The 20,449-nt window shown below is 41.7% G+C and carries 15 protein-coding genes and 1 tRNA gene; 10 read left to right on the plus strand and 6 right to left on the minus strand.

From position 1 onward, the window contains the following. Nucleotides 1-4: 4 nt before the first annotated feature. Nucleotides 5-1,669: a lytic transglycosylase gene (locus JV36_RS0117370; protein ID WP_032096699.1), complete on the minus strand. Its 1,665-nt coding sequence runs from the start codon at nt 1,667-1,669 to the stop codon at nt 5-7. Between the two features lie 65 nt (nt 1,670-1,734). Beyond that, nucleotides 1,735-2,526, minus strand: a complete 792-nt coding sequence (gene gloB / locus JV36_RS0117375) for a hydroxyacylglutathione hydrolase (RefSeq protein ID WP_032096698.1) — start codon at nt 2,524-2,526, stop codon at nt 1,735-1,737. Between the two features lie 85 nt (nt 2,527-2,611). On the opposite strand from gloB, the gene JV36_RS0117380 reads away from it, so the two are divergent. Further along, complete coding sequence (locus JV36_RS0117380; protein ID WP_032096697.1) at nt 2,612-3,442, plus strand: class I SAM-dependent methyltransferase; 831 nt, start codon at nt 2,612-2,614, stop codon at nt 3,440-3,442. A gap of 87 nt (nt 3,443-3,529) precedes the next feature. Here JV36_RS0117380 and metG read toward each other — a convergent pair whose 3' ends face one another. After that, a complete protein-coding gene (gene metG / locus JV36_RS0117385) occupies nt 3,530-5,557 on the minus strand; it encodes a methionine--tRNA ligase (RefSeq protein ID WP_032096696.1) in 2,028 nt (675 codons plus the stop codon). A 108-nt stretch (nt 5,558-5,665) separates the two neighbouring features. On the opposite strand from metG, the gene apbC reads away from it, so the two are divergent. Continuing rightward, nucleotides 5,666-6,781 (plus strand): iron-sulfur cluster carrier protein ApbC, encoded by a 1,116-nt coding sequence (apbC, locus tag JV36_RS0117390; protein ID WP_032096854.1) that lies wholly within the window; start codon nt 5,666-5,668, stop codon nt 6,779-6,781. Between the two features lie 55 nt (nt 6,782-6,836). Here the strand turns inward: apbC and JV36_RS0117395 are convergent, their stop codons facing one another. Then, nucleotides 6,837-7,685 carry an EamA family transporter gene (locus JV36_RS0117395; RefSeq protein ID WP_032096695.1) on the minus strand — a complete coding sequence of 283 codons (849 nt, stop codon included), beginning with the start codon at nt 7,683-7,685 and terminating at the stop codon, nt 6,837-6,839. A gap of 179 nt (nt 7,686-7,864) precedes the next feature. Here JV36_RS0117395 and dcd point away from each other — a divergent pair, with 179 nt between their 5' ends. The 3 genes from dcd (at nt 7,865) to JV36_RS0117410 (ending at nt 10,217) form a co-directional block, all read left to right on the plus strand. After that, a complete protein-coding gene (dcd, locus tag JV36_RS0117400) occupies nt 7,865-8,458 on the plus strand; it encodes a dCTP deaminase (RefSeq protein ID WP_032096694.1) in 594 nt (197 codons plus the stop codon). 114 nt (nt 8,459-8,572) lie between these two features. Then, complete coding sequence (locus JV36_RS0117405) at nt 8,573-10,036, plus strand: SLC13 family permease (RefSeq protein WP_032096693.1); 1,464 nt, start codon at nt 8,573-8,575, stop codon at nt 10,034-10,036. Between the two features lie 104 nt (nt 10,037-10,140). Further along, a tRNA-Pro gene (locus JV36_RS0117410) sits at nt 10,141-10,217 on the plus strand. Between the two features lie 211 nt (nt 10,218-10,428). On the opposite strand, the gene JV36_RS19950 is transcribed toward JV36_RS0117410, so the two are convergent. Together JV36_RS19950 and JV36_RS0117420 are read right to left on the minus strand one after the other, a co-directional pair. Then, nucleotides 10,429-11,571: a tyrosine-type recombinase/integrase gene (locus JV36_RS19950; protein WP_032096692.1), complete on the minus strand. Its 1,143-nt coding sequence runs from the start codon at nt 11,569-11,571 to the stop codon at nt 10,429-10,431. 1 nt (nt 11,572) lies between these two features. Further along, nucleotides 11,573-11,815, minus strand: a complete 243-nt coding sequence (locus tag JV36_RS0117420) for a hypothetical protein (protein WP_032096691.1) — start codon at nt 11,813-11,815, stop codon at nt 11,573-11,575. A 474-nt stretch (nt 11,816-12,289) separates the two neighbouring features. Here JV36_RS0117420 and JV36_RS0117425 point away from each other — a divergent pair, with 474 nt between their 5' ends. The 5 genes from JV36_RS0117425 to JV36_RS0117445 all read left to right on the plus strand — a co-directional run bounded on the left by JV36_RS0117425 (nt 12,290) and on the right by JV36_RS0117445 (nt 20,449). Further along, complete coding sequence (locus tag JV36_RS0117425) at nt 12,290-13,168, plus strand: hypothetical protein (RefSeq protein ID WP_032096690.1); 879 nt, start codon at nt 12,290-12,292, stop codon at nt 13,166-13,168. A gap of 60 nt (nt 13,169-13,228) precedes the next feature. Further along, a complete protein-coding gene (locus tag JV36_RS0117430) occupies nt 13,229-13,750 on the plus strand; it encodes a hypothetical protein (RefSeq protein ID WP_032096689.1) in 522 nt (173 codons plus the stop codon). A gap of 599 nt (nt 13,751-14,349) precedes the next feature. After that, entirely contained in the window at nt 14,350-15,921 is a 1,572-nt protein-coding gene (locus JV36_RS0117435) for a type I restriction-modification system subunit M (RefSeq protein ID WP_032096688.1), read from the plus strand. Further along, nucleotides 15,905-17,191 (plus strand): restriction endonuclease subunit S, encoded by a 1,287-nt coding sequence (locus tag JV36_RS19500; RefSeq protein ID WP_081926692.1) that lies wholly within the window; start codon nt 15,905-15,907, stop codon nt 17,189-17,191. Before JV36_RS0117435 ends, JV36_RS19500 begins: the two co-directional genes overlap by 17 nt. Before the next feature lie 3 nt (nt 17,192-17,194). Next, complete coding sequence (locus JV36_RS0117445) at nt 17,195-20,449, plus strand: type I restriction endonuclease subunit R (RefSeq protein WP_032096687.1); 3,255 nt, start codon at nt 17,195-17,197, stop codon at nt 20,447-20,449.

The following is a 20,449-nucleotide window of genomic DNA, read 5'->3' on the forward strand; positions in this document are numbered from 1 at the left end:
GTCTCTATCCTGTAGATGTTAGCCTGGTAACGTCAACATAAAGCTTTAGTTTTTGTCCAGGTTGCAAATAGCGCTTCGTATTAAGGCTATTCCATTTGCTAATATCACTTACTTTTACATTGAACTTACTGGCAATACGCGAGAGCGAGTCGCCGTTACGCACTGTGTAAGTCACCTTTTTGGTAACACCAGCGTCGCTTTTACCCTCTAGCCACACCACCAGGGTTTTGCCGGGGCGCAACATGTCGCCAGGTGCCATACCGTTCCACTTTGCAAGCTGTCTTGTTGATACGTTATATTTTCGAGCAATGTCCCACAGCGTATCACCAGACTTTACGGTATGGCGAACCTTTTGCTTCGATTTATTGCTACTTTGAATACTCGCTAATCGCTGCTCTTGAGAAAGGGCATAGTCATCTAATGCTTTAAGAGCAACGGGTACCATAATAGCTTGGCCAATGCGTATCATTGAAGAGTCGAGTTCATTAACCTGCTGAATGACCTTAATAGTAGTATGGTATTGATTTGCAATTTTCCCTAGGCTGTCTCCGTTTTTAACTGTGTGGCGTACCCAATTTAGGCGCTCTTTTCTGTCTATTTTTGCCAGTGCTTGTGAAAATGACGCTGCTTTTTCTACCGGCAACACAAGGCGGTGAGGCCCATCTGGTGACGTAGCCCAGCGGTTAAATCCTGGGTTGAGGCCGTGTAGCTCCTTTAATGACATATCAGCAAGTTCTGCGGCAAACGCAAGGTCTACCTGAGAGCCGATATCCACCACTTCAATAACCGCTACATTTTCAACTTCTGGCCATGCGTAATCAAAGGCCGTTTTATTTTTCAAAATATCAGCAAGGGCTAAAAGCTTAGGTACGTAAGCACGAGTTTCTTTTGGCAAACCTAAATGCCAAAAGTCGGTGGGTTTGCCCGCCCGTTTGTTCGCGCGAATTGAGCGCATAACGCGCCCTTCGCCGCTGTTGTACGCTGCTAGCGCATGCAGCCAGTCGCCATCAAACATGTCGTTTAGATAGGTAAGGTAGTCAAGGGCACCTTGAGTAGAGGCCACTACATCGCGTCTTCCGTCATACCACCACGTTTGCGGCATGCCAAAGCGTTTACCCGTACTTGGAATAAACTGCCACATTCCTGCCGCGCGGCCATGGGAATAGGCAAACGGATCGAAGGCGCTTTCTACAATAGGGAGTAAAACTAACTCCATTGGCATATTGCGCTTTTCAATTTCTTCAACAATGTAAAACAAGAACGGCTTTGCGCGTTTTACCACGCGGGCCATGTATTCTGGGTGCTTTAAATACCAATCTCGCTGCGCAGTAACGCGGCGGTCATCCGGTATATTCAGTGAAAATGTATTGCTGGCTCGCTGCCATACGTCGGTAATTACCGCAGCCACTTCTACGTCTTCAGGGGCCGTAATTTCCGCAGTTTCTTCTAACACATCATCTTTTGGGTGGATGACATCAATGACGCCGTCTCTTGCTACCTCGCAATCGGCAATGTCTTCTTCACCTAAATAGGTTTCAGCACATGCTTCAAGTGCTGCTTTCTCGTTTTGCTCTACGGCTACATCTTCACTTTCATTTTCGGTTAACTGACATCCTGAAAGCCCTAACGCCAATAGAACGGACGCAAGTGGGAACAACTTCGACTGCATATTTTGAAGAAACCTCTTTGTGTACTGCAAGGGCGTAATACTACGCTAAATGGCAAATATATTCACTAAAACTCATCTTTCCAACGTCGAACGGCGGCGAAAACAGCGGCATCGTCCGTCAGCTCAGTATCAGCATAACGCTGTGCAGCGTCCTTTACCGCTGGCTCATGTGAGCGCAAGAAAGGGTTTATCTGTTTTTGTTCGTCTAATGTACTGGGCAAGGTCGGCTGGTCGTGAGAGCGCTTCGTTTTTACCCAAGCATCGTAGTCTTGTAATTCGCTGTTGTTAGGCTCTACCGCGAGGGCAAAGTTCACATTCGCCTGCGTATATTCGTGAGTACAATACACCGCAGTGTCATCAGGCAGGCGCTTGAGCTTATTGAGTGAATGCAGCATTTGCTCTGGTGTGCCTTCAAATAATCGGCCACACCCGGCTGAAAATAGAGTATCGCCGCAAAACAGTGCACCGTGACCGAAAAACGCGATGTGGTCGAGGGTATGCCCCGGTACTTCCATCACTTGAAACGACATATCTACAACCGGCAACGCTACCGTATCGCCTTGCGCAACGGTTTTAGTTAGCCCTCTTATATGCCCGCCTCTTGGGCCAATAACGGGTAAATCTGCAAAAGCCGAGACCAATTTGGCAATGCCACCTGTATGGTCGCGATGGTGATGGGTAATAAGAACGGCAGCTAAGTTCAATGCGTGTTCGGCCATGTATTTTAACACTGGCTCAGCATCGCCTGGGTCTACAACAACCGCATTTTTACCGTTGTGGATACACCATATATAGTTATCGGTAAAGGCGGGAATTGGATGGACTGTTATGCCCGAAGGTAATGTGTCGATGCGCATAATACACCTGCTTGTTTAGCTTCAATTATGCGTTACTATAGGGGCATGTGGTTTACAGAGCAACCGATGAGCGTGTGAAGTGATAATGAAAACGGCGTTTAGGTCAAAGCCACCGCGCTATCCCGGTAGCTGGGATGAATTTCCCGCAGGAGAAAATATTAAGTTGGCGGTGGAGCAGGTTTGCAATGAATATGCAGAGCGTATCTTTGGCTATCACTTTGTAAAACTAGGCAACTTAAGCGCGCAAATTCAGCTAAACGATAGCCCAATTCATCATCGCATTAATCACACCCCCGACTTTACCTGTAGCGAACGGGCTAAAGACGACATGTTTAAGGCTGTCGCAAATGGTGAGGCTGAGGAAAGAACACACTCTACAAACGAAAACTTCATTATTGGCCAAGCGCACAAACTGCCGTTTTCAGAAAACAGTATTGATGGGCTATTGTTGGCTAACGAGCTCGATTTTGCCCAAGATCCTCACGAAATTTTGCGTGAAGTAGACCGGGTGATCACTCAAGACGGGCACGTTATTATCAGCGGCTTTAACCCGCTTAGCTTAGCTGGGGTCGCCAAATACTTGCCCGTAAAACGCGATAATATTTTGCACGATGCCCGATTTTTTACCACCTACAGAATGAAAGACTGGCTTCACCTTCTAGGGTTTGAAGTAATAGAGCAGCGGCAAATTCTTTTTTCCACGTTATTTTTTCAGCAGCGTTGGGAGGGAGCGGCCAAGCTTCAGCACTATTTATCGTCGTATTTTCCCTGGTGTAGTGCGGTGTATGTCATTTTGGCTAAGAAACGCGTATTCCCCATGACGGCCATTAGGCCAAAGCGAGCATTGAAACCTCAGTTTTCTGCCGTGGGGGCTAGTGCGCGTACCACATCACAGAAACAAAAAAGCCACGTGTAGCAACTACTTTGTAATTGTCTAACCGTGGCTTTTTAGTGTTTAGTTGCAAGGTTATAGCAACAAGTTCTTATTACTTGACGCGCATGGTTACTTAACGCGCATTCCGGGTTTAGCACCCTCATGAGGCTCTAGAATATAAAGGTCGTCGCCACCAGGTCCTGCGGCAAGTACCATTCCTTCACTTAAACCGAAGCGCATTTTGCGAGGTGCCAAATTCGCCACCATCACAGTGTGCTTACCAATTAACGCTTCTGGTGCATAGGCTGACTTAATGCCAGCAAACACTTGCTTAGTTTCGCCGCCTAAATCTAGCTCTAAACGCAGAAGTTTATCTGCTTTTTCCACGTGCTCGGCATTGGCAATACGGGCAATGCGAAGATCGATTTTTGCAAAATCTTCAAACGAGATAGTGTCGCTGATAGGGTCTTGCGCTAGCGGGCTATCTGGTGCAATAGCTGGCTGTTGTGGCGCTAAGCTCTCTTTAGAGTCGTCAATCATGGCGTCAATTTTCTCCATATCTACACGCTGCATCATAGGTTTAAACTTGTTGATAGCGTGGCCTGTAAGTACTGTTTGTAGCGAAGCCCAATTGAATTCGTCATTCAAAAAGCTCTCTGCTTTTTCCGCTAAAATAGGCAGCACCGGCTTTAAGTAAATCGTTAATAGACGGAACATATTAATGCCCAACGAGCATACGTCGTGGGTAAATTGCTGCTTAGATTCGTCTTTTATCGTTACCCAAGGCGCATTGTTATCAATAAACTGATTTGCTTTGTCTGCTAGGGCCATTATCTCGCGAATTGCTTGGTGGTAGCGACGCTTTTCAAACTGTTCTGCAATACCATCTGCGGCATTTTGAAATTCAGCGATGAGTTCTGGCTCAATGACGTTGTCTGATAACTTGCCATCGAAGCGCTTGGTAATAAAACTAGCGCAGCGGCTCGCGATGTTAACAACCTTACCTACAAGGTCAGAATTTACTTTCTGCGCAAAGTCGGTGAAATTAAGGTCGATATCAGTGACACCATCACTTAGCTTAGACGCAAAGTAATAACGTAAATATTCTGGGTTCAAATGGTCGAGATAAGTACGGCCTTTAATAAAGGTACCGCGAGACTTAGACATCTTCGCGCCATTTACCGTAACAAACCCGTGGATGTTAACCCCAGTAGGCTTGCGGTATCCTGCGCCTTCTAGCATGGCCGGCCAAAACAGGCAGTGGAAATACGTAATGTCTTTTCCGATAAAGTGATATAGCTCAGCGGTAGAATCGGCCTTCCAAAAGTCATCGAATTCTAGGCTGTTTTGGTCACAAAAGTTTTTAAAGCTGGCCATGTAGCCTACGGGAGCGTCTACCCACACGTAGAAAAACTTGTTTGGTGCGCCAGGAATTTCAAACCCAAAGTACGGAGCATCACGGCTGATATCCCACTGCTGAAGGCCTTCTGTAAACCATTCTTGCAGCTTGTTTGCCATTTCTTCTTGCAGCGCACCAGAGCGTATCCACGTTTTTAGCATATCTTCGAACTTGGGTAAGTCGAAGAAGAAATGCTCAGATTCTCTTAATACTGGCGTAGCGCCAGATACCACGCTGCGCGGGTTTTTAACTTCTGTTGGGCTATAGGTAGCACCACAAACATCACAGCTGTCGCCGTTTTGATCTTCTGCACCGCAGCTTGGACATGTGCCCTTTACAAAACGATCCGGCAGAAACATTTCTTTCTCAGGATCGAAAAGCTGATTGATCACGCGTTTGCTAATGTAACCTGCGTCATCAAGACGAGAATAAATCTCTTCACAAAATGCCTTGTTTTCCGGTGAGTGGGTTACATAGTAGTTGTCGTAATCCACATGGAAGTCAATGAGGTCTTGGTGATGCTCTGCGCGGGTGCGGGCAACCATTTCTTCTGGCGTAATGCCAAGCTCTTGCGCTTTAAGCATAACCGGTGTGCCATGTGCATCATCGGCACAAACACTGTAACATTCGTTTCCGCGAAGGCGCTGAAAACGGGTCCAGATGTCTGTTTGAATATGTTCAAGCAAGTGCCCTAAATGAATAGAGCCATTTGCGTATGGCAACGCACTGGTTACCAGAATTCGGCGTTTTTCTGACATAATGACGTTATTGATTCTTTGCGTTTCAAAATGGCTGCAAATACTAGCGGAAAACCGCGTTTTTTGCATTACGTAATTCAAACAAATCTTCAGGTTGTAGGGCAATTTATGTTCTTTTCTCGCAAAGCCGAACCGGTAACCCGAAAGGTTGCTGCTATTTTAGCCAGCTATTTCAGTATGGATGTAGCCGAAACGGCCTCTTGGTGTAAAGCAACGTCTACCGATGGCAACGCCGAGGGCGTGCATGTCACACTGCCATTTTGTATCGATAGTCAGTTACCCGTGCTGCGCGATTTGGTGCTTGCTAAATTAAAAGCAGATTCAAAGCATGCGTTAACTGAGTCACAACTGTCTTTATCAACCAAGATAACAAGCCAGCAAACGGCGTTGCCGCCAATCACTAACATTAAAAATATTATTGCTGTTGCCAGCGGTAAAGGCGGAGTAGGGAAGTCTACCACCAGTATAAACCTTGCCTTTGCTCTGATGAAAGAAGGCGCCAAAGTGGGCATTTTAGATGCCGATATATATGGGCCGTCTATTCCTATTATGCTTGGTAATACCTCAGCTCACCCAGAGAGCGAAGACAATAAACACATGCAGCCGTTAATGGCACACGGATTGGTGGCAAACTCTATTGGGTACTTGGTCCCACAAGACGATGCGGCTGTATGGCGAGGTCCTATGGCAAGTCGAGCGCTTACGCAATTGTTAAACGAAACACTGTGGCCAGTGCTTGATTATCTCATTGTTGATATGCCGCCAGGCACGGGAGACATTCAGTTAACCATGGCGCAGCAGGTGCCACTTACTGCCGCCGTTATTGTTACCACACCCCAAGACCTCGCATTAGCCGATGCACAAAAAGGTATTAGCATGTTCGAAAAAGTCGACGTGCCGGTACTTGGTCTAATTGAAAACATGAGCTTCTACCAATGCAGAGCATGTGGAACCAAAGACTACGTATTTTCAAAAGACGGAGGGGAAGCGTTAGCCGAACGCCATGGCTTGCCTTTACTCGGACAATTACCACTGGACATTCACATACGTGAGCACGGCGACGCGGGAACGCCCCTGCTAATAAGTTCGCCAGACAGCCCAATATCTGCAAGCTATCAAGAGGCCGCACGGGCGCTATCAATGCAATTAGCCCTTACGCTTTCACCTCGAAAAGAGGGCAATAGACACATAAAGGGCGATCAAATAGGCATAGTAGGTAATTAAACAAGCTCATTATTTAAGCTAAGTGGTTCCTCTTTGTGGGTTTTATTTGCTCGCATTACCTGTTGTGGGTTACCGCAGTGCCAACCGACGCGCTTATTACCAAAGCGATAGCCATCCAGTGCCACAGGGTTAATAGCTCGCCTAGTATCATAAAGCCGGCTAGTGCGGCAATGGCAGGCTCAACACTCATTAAAATACTGAAGCTTTGATACGGCATTTTTCTGAGGGCAATCATCTCTAGGCTGTAGGGTAAGGCGCTGGATAACAAAGCAATACCTATTCCAGCAGGAATAAGCGCAACATTAACTAATTCATCAAAGTGAATTGCAATACCAAACGGTACTATTGCAACGGCGGCAACAAGCATGCCTAGCGCCACGATTGCACCCGAAGAGCCATTCTCCCCAGTTCTTTTGCCAAATAAAATATAACCTGCCCAGCAGGCTCCTGCGCCAAGTGCCAAAACAAAGCCCAGTGGATCAAGCCCGTGAGTTGCCCTGAGGTCGGGGAGTAATAAGATGAGACCGACTATCGCCAGTGCCGCCCACAAAAAATCCACTCTTTTTTTAGATGACAGAATAGCAACCAATAAGGGACCAACAAATTCTAACGCCACGGCTATGCCAATAGGAATACGCTCGATGGCAAAATAAAAAGCGGTGTTCATTCCACCTAGACACAAGCCATAAATAACAATGGATTTAAGCTGTTCAGGCCTATTGCGCCATGGCTTAAAAACGAAACACAGTATAAGAGCAGCAAAGCCAACTCTGTAAGTTATTGTGCCTAGCACGCCTACTTGCTGAAACAATTGTTTTGCCAAAGAGGCGCCAGATTGAATGGTGATCATGGCGACAAGCACACAGATTACGGCGATAAAATAGTGTCGACTAGTGACAGACATAAAGGGTGTCGGAGAGTGAAAAAGCAATGATAGCCAATACTATAAAGATGGCAACATGCTTATTTATTTAAAATTTAAAAAGTTGAGATTGAGAAAACTGTACAAAACAAGCTCTCTAGCAGTTGATTGGACCGCGCGACATACGCATAATAGCCGGCAAATGAAATGAGGAATACAGCATGCGTTTGTGCGACCGCGACATAAATCAATATCTGCAAGACGGGAACATTAAAATAGATCCCACGCCCAGCTACGACCAAATTAGCGGCGTAACGGTAGATATTCGTTTAGGGAATAAGTTTAGAGTGTTTGAAGAGCATCAAGCGCCATACATTGATTTAAGCGGCCCAAAAGTTGAGGTTCAAGAAGCACTCGATCACGTGATGAGTGACGAGATTGAGCTGGAAGATGGCAAGGCATTTTTCCTCCATCCCAAAGAATTAGCGCTTGCTGTTACGCTTGAGTCGGTGACCTTGCCAGATAACATTGTGGGCTGGTTAGACGGTCGTTCTTCACTGGCTAGATTAGGACTTATGGTGCATGTAACAGCGCACAGAATCGACCCAGGTTGGTCTGGCAATATTGTGCTTGAGTTTTACAACAGCGGTAAACTGCCTTTAGCACTTCGTCCAGGAATGAAAATTGGGGCGATAAGTTTTGAAGTGTTATCTAGCCCAGCTGAAAAGCCTTACAACGCTAGAGTGGATGCCAAATACAAAGGGCAAGATGGCGCTATTGCAAGTCGCATAACCTCAGACGACCAACATAAGTAACCCGAAAACAACGATTAAAGTGGTAAAGGGTAGTGCGTTTCCCGTCATTTACTGGTAGAAATTATAATAGCGAATAAAAGCAATTATAAATGCGACAGGTAAATGGGAAGCGCAATGAACACCACGCCTCAAAGCGAAACTACTAAAAAGCAAGAAACTCATAAAAAACCATCCAATAATAAAAAGCCCACGCCCAAAAACCTCATTATTTTACTGGCGTTTGTTATTGCCAGCGTCAGTGGTCTAGCGTTGTGGTTTGTGGGGCAGCCTAAAGATATTGTCTTTACCGCAGCCATTACTCTATTTGTAGCCATTTTGTGGGTAACTGAAGCACTCCCAATTCCAGCAACCTCATTACTGCCCTTCGCACTATTCCCATTGTTCGGTGTACTGTCTCATAGTGAAGCGGCATCATCACTTGGCAGCCATGTCATTATTTTGCTAATGGCAGCGTTCATGCTTTCAAAAGCATTAGAGCGAGCCAATCTTCACAAGCGCTTTGCTATTTACATGCTGCGCTTAACTGGCAGTGGCAGCCCTATGAAGCTGATTTTAGGCTTTATGATAACCACCGCAGTGCTGAGCATGTGGATAAGCAACACCGCCACCATTTTAATGATGTTGCCAATGGCGATTGCCATCATTAACGCGGTGGATAACCCTCGTTTTGGCGTGGCGCTTATTTTAGGTATTGCCTACTCTGCAAGCGTTGGCGGGGTAGGCACACCAATAGGCACGCCGCCCAATATTATCTTTATGAGTGTTTACGAAGAAACCCAAGGCATGGAATACAGCTTCATCGATTGGATGAAAACAGGCATTCCTATTGTCATTGTTGCGGTACCTATTATGGCATTGTGGCTTGCTCGCGGTATTAGCGTTGTGGGTAAAATAAACCTTCCTATGCCCGGTGAATGGTCTCATGCAGAAAAGCGAGTTTTAGCTATTTTTGGTACGGTTGCTATGGCATGGATCTTTCGTCCCTTTTGGACTGCATGGCTAGGAGTTACCACCATCAGCGACAGCACTATTGCCGTAGCGGGTGTGGCGGCCATGTTTTTGACCAATAGTGGTAACGATAGTGAGCAGGTGGATGCCAAAGGCAATCGCGATAAGTTATTAAACTGGAAAACAGCAAACGATATTCCTTGGGGAATGTTACTGCTTTTTGCAGGTGGTATTTGTATTGCCAAAGCGTTTACTGCATCTGGGCTTAGCATTTTAATGGGCACCTGGTTAACAGGCCTTTCAACGTTACCGATAATTTTGCTAGTGCTAGGTATTTGCTTGTTTGTTACTTTCTTAACGGAAATCACCTCTAATACGGCAACGGCAACCTTGTTAATGCCTATATTAGCAGCCGCCGGTGTAGCGGTAAGCGTAGACCCCAAGCTACTTATGATCCCCGCTGCGATTAGCGCAAGTTGCGCGTTTATGTTGCCAGTTGCGACAGCGCCAAATGCCATTGCTTACTCAACAGAAAAGTTTGATATAAAAACCATGGCCCGAGAAGGCATTGTGCTCAACGTTATTGTGGCGTTAGTGGTTACCGGAGTGTGTTTCGTTACGTTGGCATAGTCGGTTTTCAAAGAAGTGGTTAGCAATTAAGCGCTTGAGGACCTTAATTGCTAATTGTCGTTGCATTGTTGATTATTTTGAGTAGACTTACACGCTCTTTCGGTCGGTGTGTGGCGCAGCTTGGTAGCGCACTGTCATGGGGTGTCAGGGGTCGGAGGTTCAAATCCTCTCACACCGACCAATTCTAAAGGCTTTCAGACTTTCCCCACCTGTTAGCGTACCCTTTCCGTACCCTTTTGTACCCTTATACAGTAGTCCGATTAGTATCTATTTGCAGATATCGCATCATGCAAATCAGCGTTAATTTTTTATGTTGAATTCAACAAAAAAACCATGTGAACATTATTCAACACGGTTTCTATTTGTCATCAGTTAAGTATTTATTTAAAAGATTATGTAATTTTAATCTCTGCTGGAGCTACCCTAATCCAATCTTCATGATCTCTAGCATAAATTTTAGTAGTTTCCGAACTCGAATGTGCAGCTCGTTCCATAGGATCAATGTTAAGGCGTTTCTTATACAGAAATATAGATAATGCCCTAATTTCATGGAACGTAGGTCTCTCATTTTTCGGAAGTTCCTTGCAAATACCGAGTTCATCTCTAAGTTTACTAAACCCACGGCTAATATACTTGCTCGAAACTTGTAATGGATGGTCACAACCCTCTGCTATTAGTCTAGCGTAACGACCGATTCGATGAACTATATATGGTGATGCGATACCACGTTTACTCTCACCTATTATCCGCTTCATTTCCGAACTTATAGGAATTTCGACTCTTGATGAACTTAAGTTTTTAACCTTTTGTCTGTGCACTCGCAAATGTTGTTCGACTATGTGAGTATACTTCATTCGACTTATTTCAAGTGCACTATGTGTTGTTTGCAATGACAAGCTCATTGCAATGTATAACCAATGTGTTTTAGGTTCAGCTTGTGCAGATTTAAGCATAAGAAGAAAATCGTCCTGTGAAAGCCGTTTACGTTTTTTTAAGGCAGTCTTTCGCATCATTTTTCTATCGGCATAGTTCTCTTCCATGGCAGACATGTCGACAAGATGACTAAAGACTTTTCTCAAAAAGCTTATTTTTCGATTGTAAACATTGTCGCTTTTGCCTTCGGTTACTATGTTTAGGAATTCGTTTACATGTTCGAGTGTTATTGATTTTGTATATACATCGCCTATGGCGTTTGAAAGTCGGTCGCAATCTTTGTAAAACGTATCTAGTGCGTTTTCCCCAATGCCACTTTTGGTCACGACTACTTTCACGTTAGGTAGCCATTCATCTAGTGGTTTGTTGAACTTATCTAGTTTTCTTTTTTGTTCTAATAAAACCGAATCTAAATCAAAGCTTCTAAATCGGTTATTATATTGTTGCGTTGTTGCAATTGCTAAATCGAGAGTAGTGCCTATTGGTAGATAGTGGTATTTTCCTTCGATATCAATGAAGTAGTATCGACAAGCATTTCGTACATATTTCTCTCTTAAACCTGTTGGCCAATGTTCTCTACCCGCCATTCTTTTTCTGCTCATTTCATTTCCCTCCCATTACTTTGTTCAACAATTCAATCGATTTTGCCTCAAGCTGATTTGAGAAAAATGAATCTGGTTGTTTATTAGGGATTACAAGCCACCTGCCTGTTGGTGTTTTTTCACCCGCCAGTCTTCCTGCTTTTATCCAATTGATAACGGTCTTTGTTGTGATTCTAGAGCCAGGAAAATAGACGTCCAGGTATTGTTTTGGTTTAAGTTTAATATCTCTAGTTTTGGAGTTCATGATCGCTCACCTCCAAAATTAAATTTAATGACAGTTTTACTACTGATAATAAAAAATACTACACGCATGATTTTTTACTCCCATGGCAAAAGCACAGGAGTAAATTCCCCTAGTATGCTTCTATTTTTCGTTTCATCCTCAATTTCTCTTTTTTAATTAATGGATATAAACAGTTATCAAATAATAGCAGAACACTCCAAAAAGTCAATGTAACCAATTGAAATATAACGATATTATTATAAATGCAGGGGTTAAATTATTGTTTTTATTTTGTGTTTTTTTTGAAATTTTTATAAAAATTTGGGTTTCAAGGGGCTTGCCCTTTGACCAGAAGGATGGTTTGAGAATCAAAGCTCCTATCTGGCTAAGAAGAAAGTTTTTCAATAGATATTAGCGATTATCACGAATGTATCGATAGCAGGTTTTCAGGTACAAGATTTATGGTAAAAAATTAATATAATAAAATAATTTGAAATGTTAAAAAATTGGATAGTCAAAACGACACAGATAAAAAATAAAGAAACAGGATTTATAGCCCACGTAAACTACCTAATTGATGAAAAAAGGCCATCTCATCACTACACAAATATCAGTGTTTTAGTAAACAATGCTGATGCAATAGTTTCCGCTGTGGATGAAAGACAGAAAAATCGTAAGTTAAAAGGTTTACGAGGTGGCGGAGTTAGAAATTATTGTACTTCTTTTATCCTGACAGTCCCTAGAGATATTAAGCAGCCTAATAAGAAAGACTGGCAGAAGATCATCCAGTTAACGTTATCAAAAATTGCGTCAGAAACGGGTTTAGATATTAAACTTATCTTTAAGCATTGTGTTGCCGTATTGCATGACGAATCGAAGTCTACAGATAAATCTAGTCATGTTCATTTGTTGGTATCAAATGTTATTTCAAATGAATTTCAAAAGTCAATCACACAAAAAGCCGTTACCTTAGCGGTTAAAAATGCCCTAAATGAGGGTGTGCTAAAAACCGTAGGAGAAAATAATATTGACTACACGCCAAAACGCAAACAGCGTTACAACAAACCTTCATGGGCATTCCGACAAGAAAGAAATGAAGAAATAGAAAAGAAGCTTAAAGCACTAAAGAGCGCATACCGCTCAGTAATTTCGTCCATTAAAGACTGGACAAATCACTATCTTACTTCCTTGATAAAACAAAGTGAAAGCAAAGCAAATGATGTTTCTAACAAACTCGACCACATCGGCACATTATCTGCAAATGCTGAATTCGCCTTTGATCCGACTATTAAGATGATCGAAAGCCAAAACTTGTCAATGCCAGAAAAAACCAAAGTAACCCCCAAAAGAAAGCGAAAACGCAGGAAGAGATAACTCAAGACTAGTGAAAAAACTTTTTTTAAATAATATCAAAATTATAACAAAGGAAAATTTATGAATAATAACAATAATATATACCATAACATTACTAATAAAGTACTTGATAATTTATATAATCAAATAGACGGGGTATGGCTTTCAAAACATATAAAATCTTTAATCGAAAACCACCATTCATTTGTTCAGGTATTATTTAATTGTGAAGTCAGTTCTGTTTGTAAAATAATAAATCATTTTTTCGATTCTAGGAGAAAGTGGGATAGTCAAAGAGCCAGTGTTCTCGCACGTAAAATAATAAACCTCAATAGCGAACACTATAAAAAACTCTCGCTCAAAATATTTATTAGAGCAGGTCTTAGTATTGAGTTAGCAATTATGGCGTTAGAAGTTGCACATGGGAAATGGCATAGAACAAACGCAAAACTTGAACCTTTTGAAGAAATATTCGATTTGAACCGCCAGCTTAGAGAAAATCAAGATAATAGCAGGAGTGATGAGTCTGAAAAGCAACACACTACTTGTTCTAACATCGGGCTAAAACTCAGCCTCAATGCAGGGACCAAATATAAGAATTAAAAAAAAGACAACCTTAGTGTTGAGTACTTTCAAAATTATGATAAATAATTACCTATAGATGTTTTTTTGTTCACATCTCTAGAGTACGGGTAAACCAACCAGCACTAGTCTAAAGCAGGGCGTTGCAGCTATATGCTGTACAAAATAAAAACAAAACGATGGTGTTCACTGTTGCATTTGACGGGATGTATCTTCGGATATAAACAGGTTTAGTGGTGAACTTTTATCAACCGATTGAAAAAGAGGTGTTAAAAATTAAAGGCTAAAAAATTCTTATAGCCAGAACTTTTAAGTTCGAGGAGTGATGCCCTTTAAGTCAATGAGTTTGGTTAGCTCAGCAGTTAAGCCCCCCTCAATCTACTGCAGAAATAATGCCTGATAAAATAGTATGGCGCCATCGCAATAGTTTTTACATGATAGGATAATGCACTCTCCCAGTTCACCCCCCCGTCAAGATTACTCTTTTGCCTATAACTCACAGATTGAAGCATTTCTTATGATCAACGTGTGTTTTATTTATACACCAAGACTAGTTTGCACGTAGCTAATTTCGCTTAATTTTGTTACTTTATTGTTTTAAAACAACGGAGTGTCAGTAAGTGGCAAAACCTACAATCAAAAAACAAAAGTCATTTGAAGAAACTCTTTGGGACTCCGCTAACAAATTACGCGGTAGTGTTGAGTCTTCTGAATATAAGCACATCGTACTAAGCCTGATTTTCCTAAAGTTTATTAGTGACACGTTCGAGCAGCACAAGCAAAAACTAATCGATAAAGGTCAAGAAAAGTATGTTGACTTAGTTCAAGCATACACTAAAGAAAACGTTTTTTACCTGCCACACGAAAGCCGTTGGGGCTACGTACAGCAAAATGCCAAACAAGAGGATATTGCGCTGAAGATTGATACGGCATTAAGCACTATCGAAAAAACCAACAAAGCACTGCAAGGCGCATTACCCGATAATTACTTTTCTCGCCTTGGTTTAGACGTGAGCAAGTTATCTGCTCTTATCGATGTTGTGAACAATATTGATACTTTGGCTAATGCACATATTGATGTAGTTGGTCGTGTGTATGAATATTTCCTTGCTAAATTTGCAATTGCTGAAGGTAAGGGTAAAGGTGAGTTCTATACGCCAAAGAGCATTGTTAATTTAATTGCAGAACTGATCGAGCCATACAGGGGGAAAATCTACGATCCGTGTTGCGGTTCAGGTGGTATGTTTGTTCAGTCAATGAAGTTCATAGAAAACCATAAAGGCAATACCAAGGATATTTCGGTTTATGGCCAAGAATACACAGGTGCAACCTACAAACTCGCGAAAATGAACCTCGCTATTCGTGGTATCTCTGCCAATCTAGGCGCAGCTGCAAAAGATACCTTCGCAAACGATCAGCATGAAACTTTAAAAGCTGATTTTATTATGGCAAACCCACCATTCAACCAGAAAGATTGGCGAGCTTCTGATGAGTTTGTTGATGATCATCGTTGGGACGGATACGAAACACCGCAAACAGGTAACGCCAACTATGGTTGGATTTTGCATATGGTATCAAAGCTATCTGAAAACGGAGTGGCAGGATTCATTCTTGCTAATGGTGCATTGTCAGGTGATGGTACAGAAAAGGCTATTCGCCAGAAACTTGTCGAGAATGGCTTAGTTGAAGCGATCATCATTCTCCCGATGAAGATGTTTTATACGACCGATATCAGTGTGACACTTTGGGTTATTAATAAGAACAAGAAAGAGCGAACTGTTCCACACGAAGATCTGACTCGTCATTACCGTAACCGTGAAGACAAAGTTCTATTTATGGATTTACGTAAACACGGTGAACCATTCGAGAAAAAATACGTTCAATTCTCTCCAGAGAAAATTTCTGAAATTGCTGAAACGCTTCACACTTGGCAAGAAGTACGTGCCGAGACGGAATACAATGATATTGCTGAGTATTGTTACTCTGCGACTAAAGAAGAGATCGCAGCAAAAGACTACTCATTAGTGCCAAGTAAATACATCGAGTTTAAGAATCACGATGAAGATGTCGATTTTGACCAGAAAATGAGTCGCATGCGAGATGACTTTACAGCACTATTAAAGCAAGAAAAAAAGTCGAAATCGGAACTTTTATCTGTGTTTGAAGAGTTGGGTTATGAGATCACACTATAAGCGTATTGGTGATTACGTCACTCAAATCAAATTAAAAAATACGGATGGCTCTATTTCTTCGCTTAAAGGGATAAACATTAATAAACACTTTATGCCTTCGGTTGCGAACATCAATGGTACAGATCTAAGCAAGTACCGAGTTGTTAAGAAAAATCAATTTGCATTTAACCCAATGCACGTTGGCCGAGATGAAGTGTTGCCCATTTCAATGCTTGAAGATGATGAACCAATTATTGTATCGCCAGCATATGTGGTTTTTGTGGTAAAGGATGAAAAAGAGCTTTTACCTGCATATCTGATGATGTGGTGCAGACGCTCAGAGTTCGACCGAAACGCTTGGTTTATGACTGACAATAGTGTCCGTGGAGGTTTTAGTTGGGCTGATTTCTGCGATATGGAACTACCTGTCCCGTCTATCGAAAAACAGCGTGAAATTGTACGTGAATACAACGTAGTAAATGACCGTATCGCACTCAATAAAAAACTCACTCAAAAGCTAGAAGATACCGCTCGAACCATTTACAAACACTGGTTTGTCGATTTTGAGTTTCCGATCTCTAAAGAATATGCAGAGTCCATCTGTAAGCCAGCACTAAAGGGTAAACCTTACAAATCTTCAGGTGGTGAGATGAAGTATTGTGGGGAATTAGAAAAAGATATTCCGTTAGATTGGAGTTATGGACAATTTAATACCCTTGTAAAAATACAAAGTGGTTATGCTTTCAAAAGTTCTGATTTTACTAAAACTGGTCTCAGAAAAATTATAAAAATAAAAAATATAACTCCACCGAGTATTAGTCTAGAAGAGTCAATGTTCTTTGATGGAGAGGTAACTCCCAACTTGAGTAAATACGAAGTATCCTTTAGAGATATTTTGATCTCAATGACTGGTTCAACTGCAAATCAAATGAACTCGGCAGTTGGTCAAGTAGGAAGGTATTTGCTTAATTTTCAATCTTTAATGAATCAGCGTGTAGGTAAGTTAACATTGTTAAAAGATAGCATTAGCTCTGAATTTTGCTATCAATTTATCTCTGATATCGAAACACACCTGGAGTTGCTCGCGGGTTCAACAGGAAGTGCCAACCAAGCCAATATTTCTCCAACGCAAATTGAAAGTTTAAAGCTCGTCATACCTAAGACTGGGCTAATGTCAAAATACGATCGAATTGCTGTTCCAATCGTTGATAGGTTGGCATTAATTAGTCAAGAAAACTCAAAGTTAGAAGCGCTAAAAACTATAATTAATATAAGAATGTCGAAGGCTTAGAGAATGAAATTCACAGAAGAGAGGCTTGAACAAGCCATCATTGAGCTGCTAGGGAAAGAGGGCTACCCACATACAAGTGGTGATGTCATTGAGAGAGCACCTGAAGATGTCCTGATTAAGCCCGACCTCCGTGAATTTTTAGCCAAACGTTACCAAGATGAAGGCATTACAGCCTATGAGATAGAGCAAATTATCCATAAGCTTGAGTACTTGCCAGCATCTGATCTCTACGATACCAACAAAACTATTATGAAGCTTTTTTCGGATGGCTTTTTACTGAAACGTGAAGATGCCAGCCAAAAAGATTTGTACATTCAGTTAATTGACTTTGATAGTGTTGCTTCAACATTAGCCACTGATACACAAGAGCAGTTAAAAGTCGCTGAACCAAGTTTGGGATACAAACCTAAGCAAGATAGCAATATTTATCGCATCGTTAATCAGATGGAAATACAAGGCTATGAGCTACGTATTCCTGATGGCATTCTTTATATAAACGGTTTGCCACTTGTAGTTTTTGAATTTAAGAGTGCCATTCGTGAAGAAGCGAACATCTATGATGCTTATAAGCAACTTACCACTCGTTATGACCGTGATATCCCAGAGCTATTTAAATACAACGCTTTATGCGTAATTAGTGATGGTGTAAACACTAAGATGGGGTCGTATTTTGCGCCCTATGAGTTTTATTATTCTTGGCGCAAAATTACGGGTGAAGAAAAGCTTGGTAAAGACGGAATTAACTCACTCTTCACTATGGTTAGTGGTTTATTTAACAAGCAACGTTTGACTAATGTGATACGTCATTTTATTTACGTACCAGACACATCTAGCAAGCAAGAAAAAATAGTTTGCCGTTACCCTCAGTATTATGCAGCAACAAAGCTTTTTGCCAATATCAAGCAACATATTAAGCAGATAGATAGCCAAGGTAATTTGATTGTTACTGATGGTTTGCGAGATGGTAAAGGTGGTACTTACTTTGGTGCAACAGGATGCGGCAAAAGCTACACAATGTTGTTCTTAACTCGGTTATTGATGAAAGATGTTGAATTAGGTAGCCCCACTATTATTCTTATCACCGATAGGACTGATTTAGATGATCAGCTTGCTGGCCAATTCACTAATGCAAAAGCTTATGTTGGTGACCAAAGCATTATCAGCGTTGAAAGTCGAAATGAGCTACGTGAATACCTAAAAGGACGAAAAAGTGGCGGTGTTCTCCTTACGACCATTCATAAATTTACTGAAGATTTAGCACTGCTTACTGAGCGAACTAATGTTATTTGTATTTCTGATGAGGCACACCGTAGCCAAACTAATTTAGAACAAAAAATTACCGTTACAGAAGATGGTGTGAAAAAGACATACGGCTTTGCTAAATACCTGCACGACTCGTTACCAAATGCCACCTATGTTGGCTTTACAGGTACACCGATAGACGCAACGTTAGATGTATTTGGTGCGGTAGTTGATAGTTACACAATGACTGAATCTGTCTTTGACGAAATTACCGTGCGTATTGTTTATGAAGGGCGAGCAGCCAAGGTCTTACTTGATGGTCGTCAGCTCGATGAAGTCGAAAAGTATTATAAAGAATGTGAAGAGGTTGGCACTAACGAGTACCAGATAGATAAAAGTAAAAAAACAATGGCCAGCATGTCTACCATCCTTGGCGATCCTGATCGTATAAAAGCCATAGCTGAAGACTTTGTTGAGCACTACGAGAATCGCGTTGAAGAAGGCACGACTCAAAAAGGCAAAGCAATGTTTGTTTGTAGTAGCCGTGAAATTGCTTACCAATTTTATAAAGAGGTGATTGCTCTTCGTCCTGAATGGGATGAAGTGAAAGTGTGTGAAGAAGGGGCAATCTTATCTGAAAATGATAAGAAAAAAGTTAAGCCTATGGAACGGCTTAAAATGATCATGACCCGTAACAAAGACGATGAAAAAGCTCTTTGGGATAAGGTTGGTAATAAAGAATACCGTAAAGAGCTTGATCGACAGTTTAAAAACGAAAAGTCTAACTTCAAAATCGCCATAGTGGTTGATATGTGGTTAACGGGCTTTGATGTGCCATTTCTAGACACCATTTACATTGATAAGCCGCTACAGAAGCACAACCTGATCCAAACTATCTCAAGGGTAAACCGAAAGTTCGAGGGGAAAGAAAACGGTCTCGTGGTTGATTACATTGGGATTAAAAAGCAAATGAATCTTGCGCTATCTCAATATACTGGTGGGCAAAAACAAGATATGGAAGATATTAAGCAGTCCGTGATTATAGTAAAAGATCACTTAAGTTTGTTGGATGGCTTGTTCCATAAATTTGATTCAAAACCCTACTTTATAGGGACTCCGTTAGAACAGCTACATTGCTTAAATGCATCGGCTGATTATGTACTGCGAACTCAGAAATTTGAAAAGACATTTATGGATTTGGCGAAGCGCTTAAAGTCTGCTTATGACATTTGTGTTGGTAGTAGCGAACTTAATCAAGCTCACAAAGATAAAATTCATTACTACTTAGCGGTTCGAACGATAGTATTTAAAATTACCACTGGCGGTGCGCCAGATGTTGAGCAAATGAATAGGAAAGTTCGTGATTTAGTTAAGGATGCATTGATCAGCGATGGCGTTGAAGAAATCTTTAAGCTTGGTGACAATACTGATGGCGAAATCGATATATTTGATGAGGATTACCTTGCAAAGTTAGAGGTGATTAAACAGCCTAATACAAAACTACAATTGCTACAGCAAATGCTGGCTAAGGCAATTGGAGAATTTAAAAAGACCAACAAGGTAAAAGGTGTAGACTTTTCAAAGAAGATGAATTTGTTGGTTGAAAAATACAACGAACGTGATGAAAAAGATGTCCTTCGCTCAGAGGTGATCAACGATTTCTCTGACGAAATTATTAATCTATATAACGAATTGCGTGATGAGATGGCATCATTCGGTGAGATGGGTATAGATTTTGAGGAGAAAGCATTTTACGACATATTACTTTCACTTGCTCATAAGTATGACTTCACTTACCCAGAAGATAAACTGCTTGAGTTGGCTCAGGAAGTGAAAAAGGTTATTGATGACAAAACTAAGTACACCGATTGGAACAAGCGCGCAGATATAAAGGCAGAATTGCATTTTGACCTGATAATCTTGCTTGATGAGTGGGGATACCCACCAATTGATCGTGATGAAGTGTATAAAGAGATATTTGAGCAGGCTGAGAATTTTAAAAGACATAACAATTAA

Source organism: Alteromonas sp. LOR, from assembly GCF_000753865.1.
Classification (GTDB): domain Bacteria; phylum Pseudomonadota; class Gammaproteobacteria; order Enterobacterales; family Alteromonadaceae; genus Alteromonas.

What these genes read in the sequence shown, in the direction of transcription:
- JV36_RS0117370 (WP_032096699.1), bottom strand. Translation starts at nt 1,669, where the DNA reads ATGCAGTCGAAGTTGTTCCCACTTGCGTCCGTTCTATTGGCGTTAGGG.
- gloB (WP_032096698.1), bottom strand. Translation starts at nt 2,526, where the DNA reads ATGCGCATCGACACATTACCTTCGGGCATAACAGTCCATCCAATTCCC.
- JV36_RS0117380 (WP_032096697.1), top strand. Translation starts at nt 2,612, where the DNA reads ATGAAAACGGCGTTTAGGTCAAAGCCACCGCGCTATCCCGGTAGCTGG.
- metG (WP_032096696.1), bottom strand. Translation starts at nt 5,557, where the DNA reads ATGTCAGAAAAACGCCGAATTCTGGTAACCAGTGCGTTGCCATACGCA.
- apbC (WP_032096854.1), top strand. Translation starts at nt 5,666, where the DNA reads ATGTTCTTTTCTCGCAAAGCCGAACCGGTAACCCGAAAGGTTGCTGCT.
- JV36_RS0117395 (WP_032096695.1), bottom strand. Translation starts at nt 7,685, where the DNA reads ATGTCTGTCACTAGTCGACACTATTTTATCGCCGTAATCTGTGTGCTT.
- dcd (WP_032096694.1), top strand. Translation starts at nt 7,865, where the DNA reads ATGCGTTTGTGCGACCGCGACATAAATCAATATCTGCAAGACGGGAAC.
- JV36_RS0117405 (WP_032096693.1), top strand. Translation starts at nt 8,573, where the DNA reads ATGAACACCACGCCTCAAAGCGAAACTACTAAAAAGCAAGAAACTCAT.
- JV36_RS19950 (WP_032096692.1), bottom strand. Translation starts at nt 11,571, where the DNA reads ATGAGCAGAAAAAGAATGGCGGGTAGAGAACATTGGCCAACAGGTTTA.
- JV36_RS0117420 (WP_032096691.1), bottom strand. Translation starts at nt 11,815, where the DNA reads ATGAACTCCAAAACTAGAGATATTAAACTTAAACCAAAACAATACCTG.
- JV36_RS0117425 (WP_032096690.1), top strand. Translation starts at nt 12,290, where the DNA reads ATGTTAAAAAATTGGATAGTCAAAACGACACAGATAAAAAATAAAGAA.
- JV36_RS0117430 (WP_032096689.1), top strand. Translation starts at nt 13,229, where the DNA reads ATGAATAATAACAATAATATATACCATAACATTACTAATAAAGTACTT.
- JV36_RS19500 (WP_081926692.1), top strand. Translation starts at nt 15,905, where the DNA reads ATGAGATCACACTATAAGCGTATTGGTGATTACGTCACTCAAATCAAA.
- JV36_RS0117445 (WP_032096687.1), top strand. Translation starts at nt 17,195, where the DNA reads ATGAAATTCACAGAAGAGAGGCTTGAACAAGCCATCATTGAGCTGCTA.